This window comes from Pseudomonas sp. DR48 (assembly GCF_019823085.1).
Lineage (GTDB): Bacteria > Pseudomonadota > Gammaproteobacteria > Pseudomonadales > Pseudomonadaceae > Aquipseudomonas.
The window spans coordinates 2,922,275-2,941,549 of record NZ_CP081946.1; the positions used below are offsets into that span (position 1 = coordinate 2,922,275).

Genomic DNA, 19,275 nt, shown 5'->3' on the forward strand with positions numbered 1-19,275 from the left:
TGCTGCTTCAGCCGGGCTTTTGGCAGGCAATAAAAAACGGCGATCACGTCAATGATCGCCGTTTTTCTAGACAAATCATCCAATCAAGGCATCAACACTTCAATCGCGCCATCCGCGGTCATGCTGACCTGACTTGTGCCCGCCTCAACTTCTGGCGTCACCGGTGCGCTGTCCATGCTCGCCGCTTTCATCATCATCGGGCCGCGCATGAAGGGCTGTGGATAACCGTTGCTGTTGAGGTTCAGGTTGACGATTTTGTAGCTCTTGCCGCCCAGCGCGTCAGTGGCCAGTTGGGCGCGGGCCTTGAAGGCGGTGACAGCATCTTTGAGCAGCGCGTCTTCGCTGGCTTTGCGTGTTGGTGTGGCGATGGCGAAGTCCATGCCGCCCATTTTCAGGTCGGTCAGCAGTTCGCCAGTCAGCTTCGACAGGGCGGCAAAGTCCGAGCTTTCCAGGCGCAGTTCGGCGCGTTCACGCCAGCCGGTGATTTTCTGGCCCTTGGTGTCGTAGATCGGGTAGCTGTTGCGGCTGCCCTGGCGCAGGGTGATTTCCTTGACCGCTTTGGCCTGGGCCAGCGCCTTGTTCATGGTGGTGCTGACGTCGGCGGCGAGTTTGGCCGGGTCGGTGTTTTGATCTTCGGTGTAGAGCGTCACGATCATCAGGTCGCGGGGCACTTCCTGACTGACTTCGGCGCGCAGGGAAATCTGGTTGTAATGAAGTTCGTCGGCGGCCAGGGCCGGGAGGCTGGCAACGGTGCCGGCACTGAGGGCAAGAAGGGCGGCGCTGCGGCGGAAACTGTGCATGAAAACTCCTTGGGCGATGCGCAGGGGTTAAAGTCCGGGCCTGCGTGAAACCATCAGACTCTAGCGGTAATGATCCGGTTCGCACAGTTACAACTTCTATACAGATGAAAGGCAGGTGGCAGCTCCGCGACCCATCGCGGGCAAGCCCGCTCCCACAAGTACGGCGGTGAACCTGTGGGAGCGGGCTTGCCCGCGATGGCTGCCTTATAGACGCCACAACCCTTTTTGCCATGTGGCTGTTTGCCGCACTTTTGCCTGCCAGCCCCCGTGCTTGGTTATACTCCGTGCGATCCGCCTGGAGCGCTCATCAGGAGAGCTCATGCTCGCCCCCGTACAAATCACTTCCGCAACTCGCCAGAACCTCTGGCGGCTGACGATCATCCGCACGTTGGTGCTCGCCGCTCAGGCCGGCTCCGTGGGCCTGGCCTACTGGTTCGATCTGCTGCCGTTGCCGTGGGTGCAATTGGCGATGACCCTCGGCTGCTCGATGCTGTTGTGCGCATTCACGGCGGTTCGCCTGCGTACTTCGTGGCCGGTGACCGAGCTCGAATATGCCCTGCAACTGGCCTGCGATCTGTTTATCCACAGTGCCTTGCTGTATTTCTCCGGTGGCTCGACCAACCCGTTCGTCTCTTATTACCTGGTGCCGCTGACCATCGCCGCCGTGACGTTGCCGTGGCGCTATTCGGTGGTGCTGTCCGGTATCGCCCTGGCGCTTTATACCTTGCTGCTGGCGCGGTTCTATCCGCTGGAAACGTTCCCGATCGCCCGGGAAAACCTGCAGATATACGGCATGTGGCTGAGTTTTGCCCTCGCCGCAGCCGTGATCACCTTCTTTGCTGCGCGCATGGCCGAAGAACTGCGTCGTCAGGAAGAACTGCGCGCCATTCGTCGTGAAGAAGGCCTGCGTGACCAACAGTTGCTGGCCGTTGCGACCCAGGCTGCCGGCGCCGCCCATGAACTGGGCACGCCACTGGCGACCATGAGCGTGCTGCTCAAGGAAATGCGTCAGGACCATCCAGACCCGCTGTTGCAGGACGATTTGAGCGTGCTGCAGGACCAGGTCAAGTTGTGCAAGGAAACCTTGCAGCAGCTGGTCCGAGCGGCGGAAGCCAATCGCCGCCTGGCGGTGGAAATGCAGGACGTGACCGACTGGCTCGATGAGGCGCTGAATCGCTGGCACCTGATGCGCCCGGAAGCCAGTTACCGCTTTCAGCGCCTGGGCCAGGGCGCCGTGCCGCGCATGGCGCCGCCGCCAGACCTGACGCAAGCCCTGCTGAATTTGCTCAACAACGCCGCCGATGCCTGTCCCGAAGGGCTGCAAGTTACGCTGGACTGGAATGCCGAAGACCTGACCATCAGCATTCGCGACCACGGCGCCGGTGTGCCACTGGCCATCGCCGAACAGATCGGCAAACCGTTTTTTACCACCAAGGGCAAAGGTTTCGGCCTGGGCCTGTTTTTGAGCAAGGCCAGCGTGACACGCGCCGGCGGCTCAGTGAAACTCTACAGTCATGAGGAAGGCGGCACGCTCACCGAGCTGCGCCTGCCCCGTGTCGCCCGAGGAGACGAACATGAGTGACGAGATCCAAGTTGAAGGCGAAGAACTGCCGCATTTGCTGCTGGTGGACGACGATGCAACCTTCACCCGCGTAATGGCCCGCGCCATGGCCCGCCGTGGTTTTCGCGTCAGCACCGCCGGTTCCGCCGAAGAAGGCCTGACCATTGCCCAGGCCGACATCCCGGATTACGCCGCGCTGGACCTGAAAATGGACGGCGACTCGGGTCTGGTGCTGCTGCCCAAACTGCTCGAACTCGACCCCGAGATGCGCGTGGTGATCCTCACTGGTTACTCCAGCATCGCCACCGCCGTCGAGGCGATCAAGCGCGGCGCCTGCAATTACCTGTGCAAACCGGCGGACGCCGACGACGTGCTGGCTGCGCTGCTCTCCGAGCATGCCGACCTCGACACCCTGGTGCCGGAAAACCCGATGTCGGTGGACCGCCTGCAGTGGGAACACATCCAGCGCGTGTTGACCGAGCACGAAGGCAACATCTCCGCCACTGCCCGCGCCCTGGGTATGCACCGCCGCACGCTGCAGCGCAAACTGCAAAAGCGTCCGGTGCGCCGCTGAACGGGCGCTGAACGATCATCGCCTGCGCTCGCAGTAACCCGAACCGATCATCTATGATCGGTTCGTGTGTGTTCTTTTCTTTATTGAGCCTTATCCATGAATCAGAACGCTGAATATTCCGCGGTCAACGATGCTGTGCGCGGGCAGTTTTTTCGCAAAGTCTGGGCGATGACCACGCCTTACTGGCGCAGCGAAGAGAAGGGCAAAGCCTGGACGTTGCTGATCGCCGTGATTGCGCTGTCGCTGTTCAGCGTGGCGATTTCGGTGTGGATCAACAGTTGGTACAAGGATTTCTATAACGCCCTGCAAAAGAAGGACGAAGCAGCCTTCTGGCAGCTGATTCTGTATTTCTGCGGCATTGCGGCGGTGGCGATCCTGGGCGCGGTGTACCGGCTTTATCTGACCCAGATGCTGACCATTCGCTGGCGAGCCTGGCTCACCGAAAAACACTTCGCCCGTTGGCTGGGTAACAAGAATTACTACCAGCTGGAGCAGGGCGGCTACACCGATAACCCGGACCAGCGGATTTCCGAAGACCTCAATAAATTCACCACCAACACCTTGGGCCTGGGCCTCGGGCTGATACGCAACATCGTCAGCCTGGTGTCGTTTTCGATCATTTTGTGGGGCGTGTCGGGCAGCATCGAAGTGTTTGGCTTCACGATCCCCGGCTACATGTTCTGGTGTGCACTGGTTTACGCCGCCGTCGGCAGCTGGCTGACGCATGTGATCGGTCGTCGTTTGATCGGCCTCAACAACAACCAACAACGTTACGAAGCCGACTTGCGTTTCTCCATGGTGCGGGTCCGCGAGAATGCCGAGAGCATCGCGTTGTACAACGGCGAGCCCAACGAAAACCGCCGACTGAGCAGTCGCTTCGGTCTGGTCTGGCACAACTTCTGGGACATCATGAAAGTGTCCAAGCGCCTGACTTTCTTCACGTCCGGTTATGCTCAGATCGCAATCATCTTCCCGTTCATGGTTGCGGCGCCGCGTTACTTTGCCGGCAAGATCGAACTCGGTGAGCTGATGCAAATCAACTCCGCGTTCGGCAATGTGCAGGAAAACTTCAGTTGGTTCATCAGTGCGTATCAGGACCTCGCCGAGTGGCGCGCCACCTGTGATCGTCTGCTGAGTTTCCGCCAGGCCATGGCTGACAACGAAGAACGTGCGCCAGCCATCGACGTGCAGAACGCGGGTACGGCATTGCGCGTGCACAACCTCGGTCTCGATCTGGCTGACGGTCGCCACTTGCTGACCAACGCCGAGATGACGGTGGAGGAGGGCGAGCGCGTGATGCTCAGCGGGCGTTCCGGCAGCGGCAAATCGACCTTGCTGCGAGCGATGGGGCATCTGTGGCCCGCCGGTCACGGCAGTATTCGTCTGCCGACCTCGCGTTATCTGTTCTTGCCGCAAAAACCTTATCTGCCTATTGGTACGCTCCGCGAAGCGCTGAGTTATCCACAGGCCGGCGATACGTATCCGCATGAGCGTTACGTGCACGTGCTGGAAACCTGCCGCTTGCCGCACCTCGTTGCGCGTCTGGACGAAGCCAATCACTGGCAGCGCATGTTGTCGCCGGGCGAGCAGCAACGGTTGGCCTTCGCCCGCGCGCTGCTGTTTGCACCGAAGTGGCTGTACATGGACGAAGCCACCTCGGCGATGGACGAAGAGGATGAAGGGTCGTTGTATCAGGCCTTGATCGATGAGATTCCGGGGCTGAGTATCCTCAGCGTCGGCCATCGCAGCAGTCTGAAGCGCTTCCATCCAAGGCATGTGCGAATCGAGAACGGCCATTTGGTGGACCAAACAGTAACCGCATAACCACCACAAATCCCTGTGGGAGCGAGCTTGCTCGCGATGACGGCATGACATCCAACATTAAAGGTGTCTGACACTCCGCCATCGCGACCAAGCTCGCTACCACAGGGGATAGTGGATGCTGACGGTGATCGTACAACCGTGTTGAGCTATGATGCGGTTTCAGCCGAATTTTTCGAGAAAGACGTTCACCATGGAAAACCCGATCGACGCACCCCGCCTCCCTCGCAAGCGCCGCAGCCTCGCACAGGAATTGGTGACGGTGCTGTCCGAGCAGATCCGCGACGGCCACCTCAAACGTGGCGACAAATTGCCCACCGAGTCGGCAATCATGGATGCCCATGGCGTCAGCCGCACCGTGGTTCGCGAGGCGATTTCCCGCTTGCAGGCCGCCGGACAGGTGGAAACCCGTCACGGCATCGGCACCTTCGTGCTCGACACACCGAGCCCGAGCGGTTTCCGTATCGACCCGGCCACCGTGGTCACGCTGCGTGACGTACTGGCTATTCTGGAGCTGCGGATCAGCCTGGAAGTGGAATCCGCCGGCCTTGCCGCACAACGTCGCACGCCCGAGCAGTTGGCATTGATGCGAGCGGCTCTGGATGCATTGAACGAAAGCGTCTCCCATGCCAGCGATGCCGTGGCGTCGGATTTTCAGTTTCACCTGCAAATCGCCCTGTCGACCGGTAATCGCTACTTCACCGACATCATGACCCACCTGGGCACCAGCATTATTCCGCGTACCCGCCTCAATTCCGCGCGGCTGGCCCATGACGATCAGCAGCACTACATGAATCGCCTGAGCCGTGAGCACGAAGAGATTTACGACGCCATTGCGCGCCAGGATTCGGATGCGGCGCGGGCGGCGATGCGTTTGCACCTGACCAACAGCCGCGAACGACTGCGCCATGCGCATGAAGAGGCTGAGGCGCAGCGGGGGTAATTGCCAGACTGGGCAATTGAGATCGTTCCCACGCTCTGCGTGGGAATGCCTCTTGTGACGCTCCGCGTCACGCTTTGGGACGCAGAGCGTCCCTGACTGCATTCCCACGCAGAGCGTGGGAACGATCAGGTGCGGCGGATCAGCCGGTCTTGAGAATCGAACGATCCACCCTCACGGCCCACTCGGAAGCCCCGGCCTTGGCATCAAATGCCACCTGCCCATGCTCATCAACCACACCCCGGGCAATCGCCACTCCCTTGGCCAACAACTCCAACGGCGCCCCCTTCATCGATTGCCCCGAAGCCAATGCCAGTTTCAATTTAATCGTCATCGTTGATCTCCTTATCAGGCCACATTGCCCGTTGGTTTGTAGTCCTTGAGCAGCAAGTAAGTGCTCCAGCCCCACCAGTCATCGACCGTGGCGGTGTCGTTCAAGTTGTTGACGTCCTTTCTGCGCAACACCTTGTTGCCCTCCATCCTGAACAGCGGTGAAAAATTGCCCGTCAGGTTCAGTACTGCCTGCAGATCCGGCAGATTCTTCAGCGCGCCGAAACTGCCGGGCGATGGTGCAACGCCGCTGAGATACGCCGCGAACACTTCATCCGCCGACACCTGAACCGCTTGATTCACCGGGACGCGATTGGCGCTGTCGATATCGTCGAAGTAGCGTTTGTCACCATAGGCGCGCCATTGCGCACCGTTGCCGTTGCGTACATTGAGGCCGAACTTGCTGTCTTCGTCGTGCATGAAGCGGGTAATCAACGAGCCCAGGTCACTCGGTGTCACCACCGCTGCCAGTTGCTTGCGGGGCACGCGCAAGTGGCCAGCGGAAAACAGGTCGGTCAGGTAGTGATCGGCAAACGCGTTCATCGCGTAGGCCAGTTCCAGCTGCTTTTCATCGCCGCTGTTGTGCGCTTTTACCGCTTGCTGCAGGGCTGCTGCATGCCCGGCGATATAGGCCAATAGCGCCCATTCGCCAAAGTGGTCGGCGTTGTTGGCGGCCAGTTTCAGGTAGCGTCCCAACGGAAACAGTGCCGAGACAAAACTGCCGCCGCCGGTGATTCTGTTCCACTCTTCGGACAACGTATCACCGAGGGCGTCGTAGGCCTCATGGGGTTGTTTGCCGTCCTTGATCGCCTGTTTCACCGCGGCGATTTCCTTCTGCATGACGCCGAGAATCAACTTGGCTTCGGCATTGGATGCCGGCAATACAGCGAGCGAGCTGAACGCGTTGTTGAATCGCTGGATACGCTCGGCAGCACTGGCGCCTTCGCTGACGGGTTGATCGGGGATGCCATAAAAATCAGCGCTCAGCGCAACGATCTGGCCATAGGTGAGCGCCAACCCATTGGGTAAATGCAGTTCAACCTGAGAAGCGGGGATAGCAGGCGCGTCCTTGATGAAACGCAGCAGTGTGCTGTCACCGATGGCCGTGTGTTCGCCGCCCTCGAACCTCAATTGCGGCCTGTTTTTCAAGGCCTTGCCGGGTGGCGGGCTGGAAGTCTGGGGTATGTCTTTGTGTTCACCGAGATGCAAAACCAGCGAATCCCCATCGGCGATGGCGATGCCCTGTTCGGTAAAAAGATCATCCAGGTTCACAATGACCTGCTTGGGGTTTTCCTGCGGTTGTATGTGCAGACCTGACATTTCTAGCTCCTTGATATGTCGTCGGTATAGATCCAATTAACTGTATGTATATACAGTTAATTGGATCATAGAAGAGAAATTTCCTACGTCAAGAAAATACCTTTCCGACTCAAAATGTGAGGTTCGCGATGAAATGCAGTTGACGGTTATTATTTAAGTTGTACGATGACCTACAACTCGGCGAAAGCTGAACGGTTTCTCACACAAACATACGTCGCTACCCAGGGTGTTCGAATAATGAATCCACAAGAACTGAAGTCCATCCTCTCTTCCGGCCTGCTGTCTTTCCCGGTAACCGATTTCAATGCCCAGGGCGATTTCCATCGCGCTGGCTACATCAAGCGTCTCGAATGGCTGGCCCCATACGGCGCCACGGCGTTGTTCGCCGCGGGCGGCACCGGTGAGTTCTTCTCTCTGGCGGCCAGCGAATATTCGGAAATCATCAAGACTGCCGTCGACACCTGCGAAACCAGCGTGCCGATCCTGGCCGGTGTAGGTGGTTCGACCCGTCAAGCCATCGAATACGCACAGGAAGCCGAGCGTCTGGGCGCCAAAGGCCTGTTGCTGCTGCCGCACTACCTGACCGAAGCCAGCCAGGACGGTGTTGCCGCCCACGTTGAAGCCGTGTGCAAATCGGTAAAAATCGGTGTGGTGGTTTACAACCGCAACGTCTGCCGCCTGACCGCTCCGCTGCTGGAACGTCTGGCTGAGCGCTGCCCGAACCTGATCGGTTACAAGGACGGCCTGGGCGATATCGAGTTGATGGTTTCGATCCGTCGCCGCCTCGGTGATCGCTTCAGCTACCTGGGTGGTTTGCCGACCGCCGAAGTGTACGCAGCGGCCTACAAGGCCTTGGGTGTGCCGGTTTACTCGTCGGCGGTGTTCAACTTCATCCCGAAAACCGCGATGGATTTCTACCACGCGATTGCCCGCGAAGATCACGCCACTGTCGGCAAGATCATCGACGACTTCTTCCTGCCTTACCTGGACATCCGTAACCGCAAAGCCGGTTACGCAGTGAGCATCGTCAAGGCCGGGGCAAAAATTGCCGGCTATGACGCAGGTCCTGTGCGTGCGCCGCTGACCGACCTGACCGGCGAAGAGTACGAAATGCTCGCCGCGCTGATCGACAAGCAAGGTGCGCAATAACACACCCGATTAAACAAGGCCGCTGAGTGATCAGCGGCCTTTTGCGTGAGGAGAACATCTCGTGGCAGATTCAAAGCGTTTTGATAACTACATCAACGGTGAATGGGTGGCAGGCAGCGATTACTGCGCCAACATCAACCCGTCCGAACTGACTGACACCATCGGCAACTACGCCAAGGCCGATCTGGCCCAGGTCCATGCGGCCATCGACGCCGCTCGCGCCGCGTTCCCGGCCTGGTCGACTTCCGGCATTCAGGCTCGCCATGACTCGCTGGATAAAGTCGGCACTGAAATCCTCGCCCGTCGCGAAGAGCTCGGCACGCTGCTGGCCCGGGAAGAGGGCAAGACCCTGCCGGAAGCCATCGGTGAAGTGACCCGCGCCGGCAACATCTTCAAGTTCTTCGCCGGTGAAACCCTGCGTTTGTCCGGTGATTACCTGCCGTCGGTGCGCCCGGGCGTCAACGTTGAAGTCACCCGCGAAGCGCTGGGTGTGGTCGGTCTGATCACGCCGTGGAACTTCCCGATTGCGATCCCGGCGTGGAAAATCGCTCCGGCCCTGGCCTACGGCAACTGCGTCGTGCTCAAACCGGCCGATCTGGTGCCAGGTTGCGCGTGGGCGCTGGCCGAAATCATCTCCCGCGCAGGCTTCCCGGCCGGCGTGTTCAACCTGGTGATGGGCAGCGGTCGAGTGGTTGGCGATGCGCTGGTGCAGAGCCCTAAAGTCGACGGCATCAGCTTCACCGGTTCGGTCGGTGTCGGTCGTCAGATCGCGGTCAGTTGCGTCTCGCGCCAGGCCAAGGTTCAGCTGGAAATGGGCGGCAAGAACCCGCAGATCATTCTCGACGACGCCGACCTCAAGCAAGCGGTCGAGTTGTCGGTGCAGAGTGCGTTCTACTCCACCGGTCAGCGCTGCACGGCTTCGAGTCGTTTCATCGTTACTGCCGGGATTCACGACAAGTTCGTCGAAGCCGTGGCTGAGCGCATGAAGTCGATCAAGGTTGGTCACGCGCTGAAAGCCGGCACCGACATCGGTCCGGTGGTTTCCCAGGCTCAGCTTGAACAGGACATGAAGTACATTGACATCGGCCAGTCCGAAGGTGCACGTCTGGTCAGCGGCGGCGGTCTGGTGACCTGCGACACCGAAGGCTACTACCTCGCGCCGACGCTGTTTGCCGACAGCGAAGCCGCGATGCGCATCAGCCGCGAAGAAATCTTCGGCCCGGTCGCCAACGTGGTTCGCGTGGCGGATTACGACGCGGCACTGGCCATGGCCAACGACACCGAATTCGGCTTGTCGGCGGGTATCGCCACCACATCGCTGAAGTACGCCAACCACTTCAAACGCCACTCCCAGGCCGGGATGGTGATGGTCAACCTGCCGACGGCGGGCGTGGATTACCACGTTCCATTCGGTGGGCGTAAAGGTTCATCCTATGGTTCCCGCGAGCAAGGTCGCTACGCGCAAGAGTTCTACACGGTCGTGAAGACTGCCTACGTCGGTTCCTGATCCACCGCAATACCTGTGGGAGCTGGCCTGCCAGCGATGGCATCGCCGCGGTGTGACTGACACACCGAGGTGTCCGCATCGCTGGCAGGCCAGCTCCCACAAAAACAACATTGTTATTACCCGCATAAAAATAATCAGTGGGAGTACATCTACATGCAAGCGACCAAGCCGACCCACGTCCGCTATTTGATTCTGCTCATGCTTTTCCTGGTGACCACGATCAACTACGCCGACCGGGCCACTATCGCCATCGCGGGCTCCAGCCTGCAAAAAGACCTCGGCATCGACGCGGTCACTCTCGGTTATATCTTCTCTGCATTCGGTTGGGCCTACGTGGCCGGGCAAATTCCCGGTGGCTGGCTGCTGGACCGATTCGGTTCGAAAAAAGTCTACGCACTGAGCATCTTCACCTGGTCGCTGTTCACCGTGCTGCAGGGTTATGTCGGTGAGTTCGGCATGTCCACGGCAATCGTTGCGCTGTTCATGCTGCGCTTCCTGGTGGGTCTGGCTGAAGCGCCATCCTTCCCCGGTAACGCGCGCATCGTGGCAGCCTGGTTCCCGACGGCTGAACGCGGCACTGCTTCGGCGATCTTCAACTCGGCACAATACTTTGCGACCGTGTTGTTCGCGCCGCTGATGGGCTGGATCGTCTACAGCTTCGGCTGGCAGCACGTGTTTGTGGTGATGGGCGGCATCGGCATCGTGTTCTCGCTGATCTGGCTGAAAGTTATCCACAGCCCGCGTCAGCACCCGATGATCAACGAAGCCGAGTTCAAGCACATCGCCGACAACGGCGGCATGGTCGACATGGACCAGGACAAAGGCAAAGGCAAGAAAACCGACGGGCCGAAGTGGGACTACATTCGCCAGTTGCTGACCAACCGCATGATGCTCGGCGTTTACCTGGGCCAATACTGCATCAACGGTATCACCTACTTCTTCCTGACCTGGTTCCCGGTGTACCTGGTGCAGGAACGTGGCATGACCATTCTCAAGGCAGGTTTCATCGCTTCGTTGCCGGCGATCTGCGGCTTCATCGGTGGCGTGCTCGGCGGGGTGATTTCCGACTACCTGCTGCGCAAGGGCCATTCCCTGACCTTCGCCCGCAAGGCGCCGATCATTGCCGGTTTGCTGGTTTCCAGCAGCATCGTGGCCTGCAACTATGTCGACATCGAATGGATGGTGGTCGGCTTCATGGCCCTGGCGTTCTTCGGTAAAGGCGTTGGCGCATTGGGCTGGGCGGTGGTGTCCGACACCTCGCCGAAACAGATCGCCGGTTTGAGTGGCGGCCTGTTCAACATGTTCGGCAACATCGCGTCCATCACCACGCCGATCGTGATTGGCTACATCATCAGCTCCACCGGTTCGTTCAAATGGGCCTTGGTGTTTGTCGGTTGCAACGCACTGGTCGCAGTGTTCAGCTACCTGGTGATCGTTGGTCCGATCAAGCGTGTGGTGCTCAAGGAGCCGCCAGTCAGCGGCCCTGAAACCAACAACAAATTATCTCAAGCGCATTCCTGAGGAGCGGCGTCATGCAGTTGATTGAACATTCCGACTCGCCGCGCTACATCCGCCTGCACGAGCGGGACAATGTCGTGATCGTGGTCAATGACCAGGGCGTGCCGGCCGGCACCGAGTTTCCCGATGGCCTGGTGACAGTGGACTTCGTCCCGCAGAGCCACAAAGTCACCCTGGAAGATATTCCCGAGGGTGGCCAGGTCATTCGTTACGGCCAGACCATCGGCTATGCGCTGCAGCCGATTCCACGCGGCAGCTGGGTCAAGGAAGATCAACTGCGCATGCCCACCGCGCCACCGCTGGACAGCCTGCCGCTGTCCACCGATGTGCCGGCCGCGCAGGCACCGCTGGAAGGTTTCACGTTCGAGGGTTATCGCAATGCCGACGGCACCGTCGGCACGCGCAACATTCTGGGGATCACCACCACGGTTCAGTGTGTGACCGGCGTGCTCGACCATGCGGTCAAGCGCATCAAGGAAGAGTTGCTGCCACTCTATCCGAACGTCGATGACGTGGTGGCGCTGACCCACAGTTACGGTTGTGGCGTGGCCATCACCGCCACCGACGCCTACATCCCGATCCGTACCGTGCGTAACCTGGCGCGTAACCCGAACCTGGGCGGCGAAGCCTTGGTCATCAGTCTCGGTTGCGAGAAGTTGCAGGCCGGGCAGGTGATGCACGAGAACGACAGCTCGGTGGACCTGAGCGATCCGTGGTTGTATCGCTTGCAGGATTCCAGTCACGGTTTCACCGAGATGATCGAGCAGATCATGGCGTTGGCCGAGATCCGCTTGAAGAAGCTTGATCAGCGTCGCCGGGAAACCGTGCCGGCGTCCGAGCTGATTCTGGGCATGCAGTGCGGCGGCAGCGATGCTTTTTCCGGCATCACCGCCAACCCGGCCTTGGGTTTTGCCTCGGACCTGCTGCTGCGTGCCGGTGCGACGGTGATGTTTTCCGAAGTCACCGAAGTGCGCGACGCGATTTACCTGCTGACATCCCGCGCCGAAACCAAGGAAGTCGCCGAGGAACTGGTGCGGGAAATGGACTGGTACGACCGTTACCTGGCCAAGGGCGAAGCGGATCGCAGCGCCAACACCACACCGGGCAACAAGAAAGGCGGGTTGTCGAACATTGTCGAAAAGTCCTTGGGCTCGATCGTCAAATCCGGCAGCAGCGCGATTAACGGCGTGCTTGGTCCTGGCGAACGCTTCAAGCGCAAAGGGCTGATTTTCTGCGCGACCCCGGCCAGTGATTTTGTCTGCGGGACGTTGCAACTGGCGGCCGGGATGAACCTGCATGTGTTCACCACTGGGCGCGGCACGCCATATGGCCTGGCGATGGCGCCGGTGGTGAAGGTCTCGACGCGCACGGAACTGGCGCAGCGCTGGCCGGACCTGATTGACATCGATGCCGGGCGGATTGCTACCGGACGGGCCTCGATTGAAGACCTCGGTTGGGAGTTGTTCCACTACTACCTGGACGTGGCGAGCGGGAAAAAGCAGACGTGGGCCGAGCAGCACAAACTGCATAACGACATCACCTTGTTTAACCCGGCGCCAATTACCTGATACCGAGTCGCCTGCTTCGCGAGCAAGCCCGCTCCCACAGTGGATCTGCGGTGGACACAAAATTTGTGTGCAACTCGATCAAATGTGGGAGCGGGCTTGCTCGCGATAGCGGTCTAACAGACGCCAGAGGACTTGGTGGCTTATCATTAGCCCCCTAACGACGCCCACCCAAGGTTCCCCCGGCATGCTGGCTATCTTCCTCGAAACCCTGAACATCACCGCGCCGGTGTTTGCCATGCTGTTTCTGGGTGTGCTGCTCAAGCGCATCAACTGGATCAACGACAACTTTATCCACACTGCGTCAGCCCTGGTGTTCAACGTCACCATGCCGGCGTTGCTGTTTCTGGGCATCCTGCATGCCGACCTGCACGCCGCGCTACAACCGGCGCTGCTGATCTACTTCGCGCTCGCCACCCTGGTGAGTTTCGCCATTGCCTGGGGCTGGGCGATCTGGAAGTGCCCGCGCGAAGACCGGGGGATCTACACCCAAGGCGCGTTTCGCGGCAACAACGGCGTCATCGGCCTCGCACTGGCGGCGAGCATGTACGGCTCTTACGGCATTTCCCTCGGGGCGATTCTCGCGGCGCTGGTGATCCTGTTTTACAACACACTCTCGACCATCGTGCTCGCGGTCTACAGCCCGGTGATCAAGTCCGATCCGTGGAGCATCTTTAAAAGCGTGATGATCAACCCGCTGATCATCAGCGTGTTTGCGGCGGCGCCATTTGCTTATTTCAAGATCGGCTTGCCGGGGTGGCTGGAAACCTCCGGTCAGTACCTGGCGCAGACTACTTTGCCGTTGGCGCTGATCTGCATCGGCGGCACGTTGTCGCTGGCGGCAATGCGCAAGAGCGGCACGATGGCGCTCAGCTCCAGCCTGGTGAAGATGATCGGCCTGCCGGTGCTGGCAACGCTGGGGGCATGGCTATGGGGTTTTCGCGGGGCGGAGTTGGGGATTCTGTTTCTGTATTTCGGCAGCCCGACTGCTGCGGCCAGTTTCGTCATGGCCCGTCAGGCCAATGGCAATCATGAGCTGGCGGCGGCGATCATCGTCATTACGACGTTGATGGCGGCGATTACCACCAATATCGGGATCTTTTTGTTGCAGTGGGGCGGGTGGATCTAGTTCAGAATCTTAGGTGTTTTTTTGGGCCTCTTCGCGGGCAAGCCCGCTCCCACAGGGGAATGCATTCCAAAATGTGGGAGCGGGCTTGCTCGCGAAGACGCCCGAACAGTCACCACAAATGCCGATGACTCAATCCGGCTTCTGGTAAGTGTCAATCACTTCCTGCGCCGCCCGAAACGCATCGATCGCCGCCGGCACACCGGCATACACCGCGCAATGCAGCAGCGCCTCGCGAATCTCTTCCACGGTGCAACCGTTGTTCAGCGCGCCACGCACGTGACCTTTCAATTCCTGCGGGCACTTCAATGCGGTCAGCGCGGCGAGGGTGATCAGGCTGCGGGTTTTCAACGGCAGGCCTTCGCGATTCCACACGCTGCCCCACGCATGTTCATTGACGAAATCCTGCAGCGGCTGGGTGAACTCGGTGGCATTGCCCAGTGCGCGGTCGACGAAGGCGTCGCCCATCACTTGGCGGCGGACTTCAACGCCAGGCTTTTTGTTGTCGGTCACGGCATTTCCCTCTTGTGGTGTTGGCGACGCCAGGCGCGCAGCGACGTAAACAGCAGATACGCCACCAGCGCCGGCAGGACGAAAAACAGCATCAGGTGTTCGAGTTTGCCGGCCAGCGGCATGCCGGTGGTGAATGACACCACGTGCAAGCCGTAAGCGAGGTACAGCCCCAGAAACAGCAAGCCTTCGGCGCGGGTCACCCGGTAGCCGGTGTAGAACAGCGGCAGGCACAGCACTGCGACGCCGAGCATCACCGGCAAGTCAAAATCCAGGGCGTTGGGCGAAACAGACAGCGGCGAAGGCGCAACAAGCGCCGTCAAACCGAGCACGCCCAGAAGGTTGAACAGGTTGCTGCCGATGACGTTGCCCACGGCAATATCGCGCTGACCGCGCAGCGCGGCGATCAATGAGGTGGCCAGCTCTGGCAGTGAAGTGCTGATGGCGACAATGGTCAGGCCGATGATTCGTTCCGACAGCCCCAGGTCGGTGGCGACCGCCACGGCGGCGCCCAGCAACAAGTGAGCGGCATACACCAGCATGGCCAGTCCGACGATGATCATCAGCACGCTGCTGACCCACGGTGCCTTCGGTGTTTCGTCGTGTGAGGGCGGGCGAGCCGAATGCTGCGACTGGCGCAGCAACAAGCCCAGGTACAACACCAGCGCGGCCAACAGAATCAAGCCGTCCACACGATCCAGCTCTTTGTTCCAGGCCAGTACGAACACCAGCAGGCTGGCGCCGATCATCAGCGGAATATCCAGACGCACCAGCTGCCGCGAAACCCGTAGCGGAATGATCAACGCCGAAAGGCCCAGGGTGACCAGGATGTTGAAGATGCAGCTGCCAATCACGCTGCCGACGGCGATGTCGGCGTTTTGCGCCAGGGTGGCTTGCAGGCTGACCGCCATTTGCGGCGCGCTGCTGCCGAGGGCGACGATGGTCAGCCCGATAATCAGCGGCCGTACATGCAGGCGCGCCGCCAGGCGCACAGCGCCGCGCACCATCAGTTCGGCGCCGGCGATCAGCAACAGCAGGCCAGCGAACAATTCAATCAGGCTGATCAGGGGTAAGTCATCAAGTCCGAAAATGGTTTTGGGCTCCGGCTGTTAATCGTCGAGGGCTTGCACGCGAACGCGCGCGGTGCCACTGCCGAGCATGCCCAACCGCTCGGCCGCAGCATGTGACACGTCGATCAGGCGCCCACGGGCATGCGGCCCGCGATCGTTGATGCGGACCACGCAGGACTTGTCGTTATTCAGATTGGTGACCTTCACCCGCGTGCCGAACGGCAACTGGCGATGGGCGGCGGTCAGGGAATTCTTGTTGAAACGCTCACCGCTGGCGGTGCGTTTGCCTTGATGTTTAACGCCGTAATACGAAGCCATGCCGGTCTTGTCGTAGCCGTGCGGATCGATGATGTCGTTGCTGGCGCAACCGGCCAGCAGGGAGAGCAGGGCGCAGGCACTGAGCAGACGCTTCATTCAAAGATTTCCCTGAAACAAATGTGGGAGCGGGCTTGCTCGCGAATGCATTCTGACAGTCAACCTTGAATTGAGTGCCGAACCGCATTCGCGAGCAAGCCCGCTCCCACAGGGAATAGAGCCAGTAGTTAGAGCTGGCTCCATTCCGGTTAGCCTTCGAGCTTGCTTTTGAGCAGCTCGTTGACCTGTTGCGGGTTGGCCTTGCCTTTGGAGGCTTTCATGGCCTGGCCGACGAAGAAGCCGAACATCTTGCCGCGTTTGGCTTCGTCTGCCGCGCGGTATTGCTCGACCTGCTCGGCGTTGGCCGCGAGCATTTCGTCCAGCACCGCCGAGATCGCGCCGCTGTCAGTCACTTGCTTCAAGCCACGCTTGTCGATGATCTCGTCCGCGCTGCCTTCGCCGTTGGCCATCGCTTCAAACACCACTTTGGCGATTTTGCCGGAGATGGTGTTGTCCTTGATGCGCAGCAGCATGCCGCCCAGTTGCTCGGCCGAGACCGGCGACTGGTCGATTTCCACGCCTTGCTTGTTCAGCAGGCTGCCCAGTTCAACCATGACCCAGTTGGCGGCCAGCTTGGCGTCGCCGCTGATGCCCACGACTTTCTCGAAGTAATCGGCTTGCTCGCGGCTGGTGGCCAGGACGCTGGCGTCATAAACCGACAGGCCGAACTGCGCCTGGAAGCGCTCGCGTTTCTGCGGTGGCAATTCCGGCAGGGTGGCGCGCACGTCATTGAGGAACGAGTCTTCGATGACCACGGGCAGCAGGTCCGGATCGGGGAAGTAACGGTAGTCGTTGGCTTCCTCCTTGCTGCGCATCGGACGGGTTTCGTCCTTGTTCGGATCGTACAGGCGGGTCTGCTGGATCACTTTGCCGCCGTCTTCGATCAGCTCGATCTGACGGCGAACTTCACTGTTGATCGCCTTCTCGATAAAGCGGAACGAGTTGACGTTCTTGATCTCGCAGCGCGTGCCGAACTCAACCTGACCTTTTGGACGGATCGACACGTTGCAGTCGCAACGCAGCGAGCCTTCGGCCATGTTGCCGTCGCAGATGCCCAGGTAACGCACCAGCGCGTGGATCGTCTTGACGTAGGCCACGGCTTCCTTGGCGCTGCGCATGTCCGGCTCGGAAACGATTTCCAGCAACGGCGTGCCGGCACGGTTCAGGTCGATGCCGGTGGCACCGTTGAATTCTTCGTGCAGGCTTTTACCGGCGTCCTCTTCCAGGTGCGCACGGGTAACGCCGACACGTTTGATCGTGCCGTCTTCCATGGCGATGTCCAGGTGGCCCTTGCCGACGATCGGCAACTCCATCTGGCTGATCTGGTAGCCCTTGGGCAGGTCCGGGTAGAAATAGTTTTTACGGGCGAACACGTTGTGCTGGCCGATTTCGGCATCGATGGCCAGGCCGAACATCACCGCCATGCGCACCGCTTCCTGGTTCAGCACCGGCAGAACGCCGGGCATGCCCAGGTCTACCAGGCTGGCCTGGGTGTTCGGCTCGGAACCGAAAGTGGTGGAACTACCGGAAAAGATTTTCGACCGGGTGGTGAGCTGGGTATGAATCTCCAGCCCGATCACGACTTCCCATTGCATGTGTTTCTCCTCAGAAGCCGGTTGGGGTGCGAGTGTGCCAGTCAGTGTTCAACTGGTACTGATGCGCAACGTTGAGCAAGCGGCCTTCCTGGAAATACGGGGCGAGCAATTGCACGCCGACCGGCAGACCATCGACAAAACCGGCGGGCATGGACAAGCCCGGCAGGCCAGCGAGGTTGGCGGTGATGGTGTACACGTCTTCCAGGTACGCCGCGACCGGGTCGCTGTTCTTGGCGCCAAGCTTCCAGGCCGGGTTCGGCGTGGTTGGGCCGAGGATGATGTCGACCTCATTGAAGGCAGCCATGAAGTCGTTCTTGATCAGGCGACGGATCTTCTGCGCCTTAAGGTAGTAGGCATCGTAGTAACCGGCCGACAGCGCGTAGGCGCCGACCATGATCCGGCGCTGCACTTCCGGGCCGAAGCCTTCGCCACGGGAGCGTTTGTACAGGTCGATCAGGTCTTTCGGGTTTTCGCAGCGATGGCCGAAACGCACGCCGTCGAAACGCGACAGGTTGGAAGACGCTTCCGCCGGAGCGATCACGTAGTACGCGGGAATCGCGTGCTGCATGTTCGGCAGGCTGATTTCCTTGACCACGGCACCGAGTTTTTTCAGTGCTTCGACGCTGGCCATGACCAGGTCGGCGATGCGTGGGTCGAGACCGGCGCCGAAATATTCCTTCGGCACGCCGATGCGCAGGCCTTGCAGCGATCCGTTGAGGCTGGCGCTGTAATCAGGCACGGGCTCGTCGATGCTGGTGGAATCCTGCGGGTCAAAACCGGCCATGCCTTGCAGCAGGATCGCGCAGTCTTCGGCGGTGCGGGCCAGAGGGCCGCCCTGATCGAGGCTGGACGCATAGGCGATCATGCCCCAGCGCGAAACGCGACCGTACGTCGGTTTCAGGCCGGTGAGGTTGGTCAGTGCCGCGGGCTGGCGGATCGAGCCGCCGGTATCGGTGCCGGTGGCCGCTGGCAGCAGGCGCGCGGCAACCGCCGCCGCCGAACCGCCGGACGAACCGCCCGGAACGTGTTCCAGGTTCCACGGGTTTTTAACCGGGCCGTAGTAGCTCGACTCGTTGGCCGAACCCATGGCGAATTCGTCCATGTTGGTCTTGCCCAGGGTCACGGCCCCGGCAGCGGCCAGCTTGGCGACGACCGTGGCGTCGTACGGCGCCTTGAAGTTGTCGAGCATCTTCGAGCCGCAGCTGGTGCGGATGCCCTGGGTGCAGAACAGGTCTTTGTGCGCAATCGGCGCGCCAAGCAGGGCACCGGTCTCACCGTTGGCACGGCGTGCGTCAGCGGCTTTCGCCTGCTGGAGCGCCAGGTCTTCGGTGAGGGTGATGAAGCTGTTGAGCTGAGGATCGAGCTGGGCGATACGCGCCAGCAGGTTTTTGGTCAGCTCTTCGGAAGAAAACTTTTTATCGGCGAGACCGCGGGCGATCTCGGCCAGAGTCATTTGATGCATTGCAGGCTCTTTC

General features: G+C 60.2%; 17 protein-coding genes. 9 read left to right on the forward strand and 8 right to left on the reverse strand.

All coding sequences use genetic code 11. The features are described from left to right. Nucleotides 1-83: 83 nt before the first annotated feature. Nucleotides 84-800: an SIMPL domain-containing protein gene (locus K5K95_RS13120; RefSeq protein WP_222589768.1), complete on the reverse strand. Its 717-nt coding sequence runs from the start codon at nucleotides 798-800 to the stop codon at nucleotides 84-86. Between the two features lie 319 nt (nucleotides 801-1,119). Here K5K95_RS13120 and K5K95_RS13125 point away from each other — a divergent pair, with 319 nt between their 5' ends. The 4 genes from K5K95_RS13125 to K5K95_RS13140 all read left to right on the forward strand — a co-directional run bounded on the left by K5K95_RS13125 (nucleotide 1,120) and on the right by K5K95_RS13140 (nucleotide 5,699). Next, entirely contained in the window at nucleotides 1,120-2,382 is a 1,263-nt protein-coding gene (locus tag K5K95_RS13125; protein WP_222589769.1) for an ATP-binding protein, read from the forward strand. After that, nucleotides 2,375-2,935, forward strand: a complete 561-nt coding sequence (locus tag K5K95_RS13130; protein ID WP_007901386.1) for a response regulator transcription factor — start codon at nucleotides 2,375-2,377, stop codon at nucleotides 2,933-2,935. The genes K5K95_RS13125 and K5K95_RS13130 overlap by 8 nt, the downstream gene beginning before the upstream one ends. A 96-nt stretch (nucleotides 2,936-3,031) precedes the next feature. After that, nucleotides 3,032-4,759 (forward strand): ABC transporter ATP-binding protein/permease, encoded by a 1,728-nt coding sequence (locus K5K95_RS13135; protein ID WP_222589770.1) that lies wholly within the window; start codon nucleotides 3,032-3,034, stop codon nucleotides 4,757-4,759. 190 nt (nucleotides 4,760-4,949) lie between these two features. Continuing rightward, nucleotides 4,950-5,699, forward strand: coding sequence for a FadR/GntR family transcriptional regulator (locus K5K95_RS13140; protein WP_222589771.1), 750 nt, complete (start codon nucleotides 4,950-4,952; stop codon nucleotides 5,697-5,699). Between the two features lie 139 nt (nucleotides 5,700-5,838). On the opposite strand, the gene K5K95_RS13145 is transcribed toward K5K95_RS13140, so the two are convergent. Continuing rightward, nucleotides 5,839-6,030 (reverse strand): hypothetical protein, encoded by a 192-nt coding sequence (locus K5K95_RS13145; protein WP_222589772.1) that lies wholly within the window; start codon nucleotides 6,028-6,030, stop codon nucleotides 5,839-5,841. 14 nt (nucleotides 6,031-6,044) lie between these two features. Continuing rightward, nucleotides 6,045-7,346, reverse strand: a complete 1,302-nt coding sequence (locus K5K95_RS13150) for a phospholipase (protein ID WP_222589773.1) — start codon at nucleotides 7,344-7,346, stop codon at nucleotides 6,045-6,047. Between the two features lie 237 nt (nucleotides 7,347-7,583). Here K5K95_RS13150 and kdgD point away from each other — a divergent pair, with 237 nt between their 5' ends. From kdgD to K5K95_RS13175, 5 genes are all read left to right on the forward strand, one after another. Beyond that, nucleotides 7,584-8,495, forward strand: a complete 912-nt coding sequence (gene kdgD, locus K5K95_RS13155; protein ID WP_109627960.1) for a 5-dehydro-4-deoxyglucarate dehydratase — start codon at nucleotides 7,584-7,586, stop codon at nucleotides 8,493-8,495. A gap of 61 nt (nucleotides 8,496-8,556) precedes the next feature. Continuing rightward, nucleotides 8,557-10,002: an aldehyde dehydrogenase family protein gene (locus tag K5K95_RS13160; protein WP_222589774.1), complete on the forward strand. Its 1,446-nt coding sequence runs from the start codon at nucleotides 8,557-8,559 to the stop codon at nucleotides 10,000-10,002. Between the two features lie 153 nt (nucleotides 10,003-10,155). Then, a complete protein-coding gene (locus tag K5K95_RS13165; RefSeq protein ID WP_222589775.1) occupies nucleotides 10,156-11,523 on the forward strand; it encodes an MFS transporter in 1,368 nt (455 codons plus the stop codon). Nucleotides 11,524-11,534: 11 nt separating this feature from the next. Further along, on the forward strand, nucleotides 11,535-13,088 hold the full coding sequence (gene garD, locus K5K95_RS13170; protein WP_222589776.1) for a galactarate dehydratase: 1,554 nt from the start codon (nucleotides 11,535-11,537) through the stop codon (nucleotides 13,086-13,088). A 184-nt stretch (nucleotides 13,089-13,272) separates the two neighbouring features. Beyond that, nucleotides 13,273-14,214, forward strand: a complete 942-nt coding sequence (locus K5K95_RS13175; protein WP_222589777.1) for an AEC family transporter — start codon at nucleotides 13,273-13,275, stop codon at nucleotides 14,212-14,214. 129 nt (nucleotides 14,215-14,343) lie between these two features. Here K5K95_RS13175 and K5K95_RS13180 read toward each other — a convergent pair whose 3' ends face one another. The 5 genes from K5K95_RS13180 to gatA all read right to left on the reverse strand — a co-directional run bounded on the left by K5K95_RS13180 (nucleotide 14,344) and on the right by gatA (nucleotide 19,262). After that, entirely contained in the window at nucleotides 14,344-14,679 is a 336-nt protein-coding gene (locus tag K5K95_RS13180; protein ID WP_409999729.1) for a carboxymuconolactone decarboxylase family protein, read from the reverse strand. A 41-nt stretch (nucleotides 14,680-14,720) separates the two neighbouring features. After that, nucleotides 14,721-15,779 (reverse strand): calcium/sodium antiporter, encoded by a 1,059-nt coding sequence (locus tag K5K95_RS13185; RefSeq protein ID WP_222590337.1) that lies wholly within the window; start codon nucleotides 15,777-15,779, stop codon nucleotides 14,721-14,723. Between the two features lie 51 nt (nucleotides 15,780-15,830). Continuing rightward, the gene (locus K5K95_RS13190) at nucleotides 15,831-16,205 is read right to left on the reverse strand and encodes a septal ring lytic transglycosylase RlpA family protein (RefSeq protein ID WP_222589779.1); all 375 of its coding nucleotides are present in this window, start codon (nucleotides 16,203-16,205) and stop codon (nucleotides 15,831-15,833) included. A gap of 149 nt (nucleotides 16,206-16,354) precedes the next feature. After that, on the reverse strand, nucleotides 16,355-17,800 hold the full coding sequence (gene gatB, locus K5K95_RS13195; RefSeq protein WP_222589780.1) for an Asp-tRNA(Asn)/Glu-tRNA(Gln) amidotransferase subunit GatB: 1,446 nt from the start codon (nucleotides 17,798-17,800) through the stop codon (nucleotides 16,355-16,357). Nucleotides 17,801-17,810: 10 nt separating this feature from the next. Next, nucleotides 17,811-19,262, reverse strand: a complete 1,452-nt coding sequence (gene gatA / locus K5K95_RS13200) for an Asp-tRNA(Asn)/Glu-tRNA(Gln) amidotransferase subunit GatA (RefSeq protein ID WP_222589781.1) — start codon at nucleotides 19,260-19,262, stop codon at nucleotides 17,811-17,813. Nucleotides 19,263-19,275 lie beyond the last annotated feature (13 nt).